Origin of the sequence: Actinacidiphila rubida (assembly GCF_900110255.1) — a bacterium.
Lineage (GTDB): Bacteria > Actinomycetota > Actinomycetes > Streptomycetales > Streptomycetaceae > Actinacidiphila > Actinacidiphila rubida.
The window spans coordinates 57,332-63,331 of sequence record NZ_FODD01000044.1 but is presented as its reverse complement, the minus strand read 5'-3'; the positions used below and the strand labels follow the sequence as shown (position 1 = coordinate 63,331).

Genomic DNA, 6,000 nt, shown 5'->3' with positions numbered 1-6,000 from the left:
TGGCCAAGCCGAACGGCAGTGGCAGCAACTGGGGCGTGACGATCCAGACCAACGGCACCTGGACCTGGCCCACGGTCTCCTGCAGCGCAGGCTGACCTCGTCCGGTGGCGCGGCGGTAAGGCCCGCCGTGCCACCGTGCGTGCCGCGAGCGGCACGGCCCCTGCTCAGTGGGTGAGTTCGACCACGTAGTCGCACAGCGTCTCGAAGGCGGCGCGGGCCGGCACCTCCGGCAGCGCACGGATCTCGTACCGGGCGACGTCGGACCACTTGCGCACCTCGGCGCGCGCCATCTCGATCGCCGGGTGCCGGCGCAACAGGCCCAGGGCCTCCGCGAGCAGCTCGGGATCGGTCAACTCCCGCCCGGGCTCCAGCAGCTGGACGAGGCGTGCGTCCGACGGGCGGGCCGACCGCAGCGCGAACATCACCGGCAGGGTGGCGACGCCCTCGCGCAGATCGGTGCCCGGATCCTTGCCGGACACCGCCGTCTCGTTGGTGACGTCCCTGACATCGTCCGACAGCTGGAACGCCAGCCCCCACGCCACGCACGCCCGGCCCAGGCACTCGGTGACCTCCGGCGGCGCCCCGGACAGCAGACTGCCGAGCTTGCCGGAGGCCGAGAACAGCGACGCCGTCTTGCCGTTGAGTACCCGCAGATGGTGGTCGAGCTCGTCGCTCTCGCCGCCCGGCCCGCAGACCTCGGCCGACTGGCCGTCGACGAGGTCGCCGAACGTCTCCGCGTGGATCCTGATGGCCGCCTCACCGAGCCCCGACAGCAGCTGGCTGGAGCGGGCGAACAGGAAGTTGCCGGTCTGCACCGCGACCCGCGATCCCCACACGGAGTGCGCGCTCGGCACGCCGCGCCGCGTGGCCGCGCCGTCCATCACGTCGTCGTGGTAGAGCGTGCCGATGTGCGTCAACTCGGTCGCCACGGCGGCCGCCACCACGTCCGGGTTGCGCCCGTCGCCGAACTCCGCGGCCAGCAGCACCATGAACGGCCGCAACCGCTTGCCGCCGGCGTCGACCAGGTGCCGGGCCGCCGTGTCGAGCAGGTCCTTGCTGGACTCCACCGATTTCAGCAGCCGTTCCTCGACCTCCGTCATCCCCTCGGCGAGGGTCTCGGCGAGCACGGCGTCGTCGATGTGCACGGGCAGAGTGGGCATGCGGGGCCTCTCGCGGGCTCGGGGGACGGGCGCCTGGCCAGCATGACGCACGTGCGGCGTACGGGGGAGTCCGGTGCGGGACAGGTGGCGGCGATCACAGGCGTCACCCTGTGGTGCCGCGACGGGGGGTGCGGCACGGCCGAAGGGACGGCGCGCGGGACGGATTCCCTATGTACCTGGACGGGTACGTACCCGGGTAGGTACATTCACGCCGTGGATGCCGTACTGCAAGCGATGTCGGACGAGAACCGACGAACCGTCATGGAAGCGCTCCTGCGCGGACCCGCCACCGTCAGCGAGCTGGCCGCGCTGCTGCCGATCGCCCGGCCCGGCGTCTCGCGGCACCTGCGGGTGCTGCGCGAGGCCGGTCTCGTCGAGGTCCGCCAGGACGCGCAGTGGCGCGTGTACCGGCTGCGCCCGGAGCCGCTCGCGGAGGTCCACGACTGGCTCGACCGCTACCGCGCCCTGTGGGAGCGGCGGTTGGACGCCCTGCACGCCGAGATCGCCCGAACGAAGACGCTTGAGGGAGCACCAGATGACGCATGACACCGGCACCCGCATCGTGGGCAGCCTGCGGTCCGAGGACGGTTCGGGCGTGGTCCGCATGGAGGACCTGTTCGCCACCGACGCCGACGACCTGTGGACCGCCCTGACCGAACCGCGGCGGCTCGCCGCGTGGCTCGCCGAGGTGGACGGCGACCTCCACCTCGGCGGAACGTTCCAGGCCGTCTTCACCAGCAGTTGGGAGGGACCGGGCCGGGTGGACGTCTGCGAGCCGGCGCGGCGGCTGCTGGTCACCATGAACCCCGGCCTGCCCGACGAGACCGTCATCGAGGCGCTGCTGACCCCCGAGGACGGCGGCACGCGCCTGGTGATCGAGGAGCGGGGCCTGCCCCTGAGTGAGTACTCCAAGCACGGAGCCGGCTGGCAGGCCCACGTGGAGGACCTCATCGCGCACCTCGACGGCCGCGACCGGACGCCTTGGCGCGACCGCTGGGCCCAACTGGCCCCGCACTACGCGGAGCTGGCCCGCACGCAGGGCTGATCCCCGCTCCTCCCCGCTCCGGCTCCCGACGGCCGCGGTCCGCATCGGCGGACCGCGGCCGTCGTCCTTGTGTCATGTTATCGATGCCAATCGGCCGGGACGCAGGTGCGGTTGACGGGTTCCAGCGGTGGGTTCGAGGCGGAGGTTGCGGTCAATGCGCCTGTCATGTCCGGCGCGTTGCCCTGCCGACGTATTGGCATCGATAACACTCTCTGCCATAGTTCCCGGCGAGCCCTTTCATCCCCCCATGGTCTCGGGCGCCTTACGCGGCACCCCGGCACCTCGTGTGCCGGGGTCGTGCCGCCGTGAGCCGCCCGCGCGATCACGCGAGATCAAGGAGTACCCGTGTCAGCTCCTCGGGCAAGACTGTTCGGCGCCGTCGCTGCGGCGGTGCTCGCCCTCACTACGGGCGGACCCGCCACCGGCGTCCTTGCGACGGCCACGGCCGCCGCCCCGACGTACACCGTCACCGTCGGCGCCAAGGGCACCTGGACCAACCCTGACGACACCCCGGCCAGCGGGTACCTCGACAAGGACGGCACGTTCTACTACCAGCAGTCGCACTCCCTCTACGGCGCGAGCGACAGCCGCCAGTGGAGCTTCTTCACCGGCAGCACCTTCGACACGGCCACCCGGTCCAGCGCGATCAGCAACGCGGGCACCAACGCCGACACCACCGCGTTCTGCGACAACAGCCCGACGGGCCTCGGCGCGACCGCGGCGCCGGCCGGATCCGGCTACTCCCAGCGGAACTTCTGCGACCTCTCCGGGGTGTGGGTCGACCCCGACACCGGCGACTGGTACGGGCTGGTGCACAACGAGTTCACCCCGCAGCCCTTCGGCGACAGCTCGCACTACGACGCGATCGACTACGCCGTGTCCACCGACCAGGGCAAGGACTGGACGATCAAGGGACACGCGATCACGTCCCCGTTCAGCACCAAGCGCGGCGACACCGCCGCCTTCCCCCAGAGCACGTACTCCTACGGCGACGGCGACCAGCGGCTGTTCGTCGACACGGCCTCCGGCTACTTCTACGCCTACTACGGCTCCCGCGTCATCGACAAGAACGGCGGCTGGAAGACCTTCTACGAGCACGTGGCCCGCGCACCGCTCTCGTCGAAGATGGCGACCGGCTCCTGGCAGAAGTGGTACGGCGGCACGTGGTCCCAGCCGGGCGTCGGCGGCAAGGAGAGCAACGTCGTCCCGGTCGACGCCGCCAACTCCGCCGGCTGGACCCCGACATCCAAGGAGTACGACCCGGCGAACGCCGGCACCGCCGACCAGCAGGTGGCGGCCGGCACGATGCCGCCCACGTCACCCCTGTTCGTCATGGACGTCACCTACGACGCCTACCTGGGCCTGTACATCGGCGAACCGCAGGCCGTCGACCAGAGCGGCAACGCGCCGCAGCAGTTCTACGCGACCGACGACCTCGCCACGCAGAAGTGGACGCTGATCGGCGACACGGGCGGCTACCACACCGCCTCCTGGTACCGCTGGTTCCTCGACAGCGCCAACAGGACCAGCTCGACCATCGTCGGGAAGTCCTTCCGCTCCTACTGCTCCTTCGGCTGCTCCGGCACCTCCTCCTCGGAGTACCTGAACGTGACGGTCGGCTCGTCCGCCCCGGCGCCGGCGCCGTTCGACCCCGCGAAGACCTACCGCATCGCCGCGGGCAACGGCCGCGTCCTGGCGCAGGTCTCCGGCGGCGCCGCCACCACCTCGCTGGCCGCGGCGACCGGAACGGGCCTGGACGCCTGGGCGTTCGCGTCCAACGGCGACGGCTCCTACCGCATCTCCAACGCCTCGACCGGGCAGCTGCTCGGCGTCGACGCCACCTCCACCGCCCGCCGCGCCTGGGGCACCGCACCCACCGTCACCGCGGTCGGCACCGGCGGACCCACCGTCGGCCAGCAGTGGTTCGTCATCCCCGGCACCGCGTCCGGCGACGGCAGCCCGACCGGCGCCTACCGCCTCGTCAACCGCTACAGCGGCCTGGTGATCGGCCTCTCCGCCACCTCCGGCCGGCTCGCCGAGACCACCCCCACCCGGGCCTGGACCGACACCAGCGGCACCAGCGTCGGCGGCGGCCGCACGGCGGCCGAGCAGACCCTCACCCTCACCCCCGTGGGCACCGCCACGCAGAACCTCGACGGCGCCCACACCCTCACGGCCTCCGGCAAGGCGCTCGACGACCCGGGCCACAGCACGGCCACCGGCACCCGGCTCATCACCTACGGACCCAACGGCGGTCCCAACCAGTCCTGGACGTTCACCCAGCAGGCCGACGGCTCGTACCAACTGGCCAACGGCGAGTCCGGGCTGTGCGCCGACGTCGACGGAGGGTCGACCTCCGCCGGGGCCGCGATCATCCAGTGGACCTGCACCGGCGGCACCAACCAGCACTGGAAGGCCACCCTCCGGAGCGACGGCACCTACACCCTCGCCTCCGTCAAGTCCGGGCTCCTGCTGACCACCGCCTCGGCCGCCGACGGCGCCCTCGTCACCCAGCAGCCCGACACCGGATCCGCCCTCCAGCACTGGACCCTCGGCTAGTTCCGCACCCACCCCCCACGGAACGGAAACGCCCATGTCGAAGCACAGGTACCTGCGCACCGCCGCAACCGCCCTGGCCGCCACGGGACTTGTCCTCGCGGCCCCGCACCCGGCCGGCGCGTCGGTCGGCGGCGGCAACGTGTCGATCAGCTGGTCGATCCCGAACACCCCCGCCTCGGGCCTGACCACCCTCACCTTCCCCCTGACCGTCAACCCCGCGACCGCCCACCAGGACGGCATCTACTTCGCCCAGCAGTTCAGCTTCCAGAAGAACGTCGCCGGGTACACCGGCCTGCAGCCGCGGGCGAACAGCGGCGGGCACGAGCGGCTGCACGGCGTCTTCTCCGTCTTCGGCGACGGCACCACGACCAGCGACCCCCACTGCAGTGCGGGCGCGGACGGAGGTTCCGGAGTCAGCTGCGCCGTGGAGTTCGACGGCGTCTACGGGCACCAGTACGCGCTCAACGTCGCCCGCACCGGCACCGACACCTGGAGCGGCAGCGCCACCGACACCGTCACGGGCACCTCCGTGCACATCGGGACGTACACCGTGCCGGCCGGCAGCGGGAACCTCCAGGGTTCGCAGGGCGGGTTCGTCGAGTACTACCTCGGCATCCCCAGCTGCGCGACGATGCCGCGCTCCGACGCCGTCTTCGGCGGCCCGACCAGCACCGACGCCGGCGGGCTCAGCGGCACCAGCACGGCCGACTACGAGTACAGCGACTGCGTCGGGCAGTCCGGCTACCAGGCCCAGCAGGTCGGCAGCGGCACGCACGTCACCCGGGGCTTCGTCAGCGCGGCGGCGGCACTGACCCACCAGGCCTCGGGCCGATGCCTGGACGACGCCAACTCCGGTACGACCGACGGCAATCCGGTGATCCTCTACGACTGCACGGGCGGCGCCAACCAGCAGTGGGCCCAGCCCGGGGGCAACGAGCTGACCGTGAACGGCATGTGCCTGGACGCCACCGCCGGCGGCACGACCCCGGGCACCAAGGCCGAGATCTGGGACTGCCACGGCGGCACCAACCAGCAGTGGACGTTCGCCGCCGACGGCACCGTGCGCGGCGTGCAGTCGGGATTGTGCCTGGGACCCGTGGGCAACGCGACCGGCAACGGCACGGGCGTGGAGCTCCAGACCTGCGACGGCCGGGCGAGCCAGGTCTGGAGCCGCGGCTGACCCGAGCACCGTTCGCGACGCGGGCCGGAGGTCCTGGTCCTCCGGCCCGCGTTCGC

At 72.0% G+C, this 6,000-nt stretch carries 5 protein-coding genes; 4 read left to right on the top strand and 1 reads right to left on the bottom strand.

The genetic code is table 11. The features are described from left to right. Nucleotides 1-164: 164 nt before the first annotated feature. Nucleotides 165-1,160 (bottom strand): polyprenyl synthetase family protein, encoded by a 996-nt coding sequence (locus BMW99_RS32385; RefSeq protein ID WP_069465600.1) that lies wholly within the window; start codon nt 1,158-1,160, stop codon nt 165-167. A gap of 213 nt (nt 1,161-1,373) precedes the next feature. On the opposite strand from BMW99_RS32385, the gene BMW99_RS32380 reads away from it, so the two are divergent. The 4 genes from BMW99_RS32380 (at nt 1,374) to BMW99_RS32365 (ending at nt 5,944) form a co-directional block, all read left to right on the top strand. Further along, the gene (locus BMW99_RS32380) at nt 1,374-1,706 is read left to right on the top strand and encodes an ArsR/SmtB family transcription factor (RefSeq protein ID WP_069465601.1); all 333 of its coding nucleotides are present in this window, start codon (nt 1,374-1,376) and stop codon (nt 1,704-1,706) included. Continuing rightward, complete coding sequence (locus BMW99_RS32375; RefSeq protein ID WP_069465602.1) at nt 1,696-2,205, top strand: SRPBCC family protein; 510 nt, start codon at nt 1,696-1,698, stop codon at nt 2,203-2,205. The genes BMW99_RS32380 and BMW99_RS32375 overlap by 11 nt, the downstream gene beginning before the upstream one ends. A gap of 345 nt (nt 2,206-2,550) precedes the next feature. Then, complete coding sequence (locus BMW99_RS32370) at nt 2,551-4,764, top strand: RICIN domain-containing protein (protein ID WP_069465603.1); 2,214 nt, start codon at nt 2,551-2,553, stop codon at nt 4,762-4,764. A 34-nt stretch (nt 4,765-4,798) separates the two neighbouring features. Next, nucleotides 4,799-5,944 carry an RICIN domain-containing protein gene (locus BMW99_RS32365; protein ID WP_075018072.1) on the top strand — a complete coding sequence of 382 codons (1,146 nt, stop codon included), beginning with the start codon at nt 4,799-4,801 and terminating at the stop codon, nt 5,942-5,944. Nucleotides 5,945-6,000 lie beyond the last annotated feature (56 nt).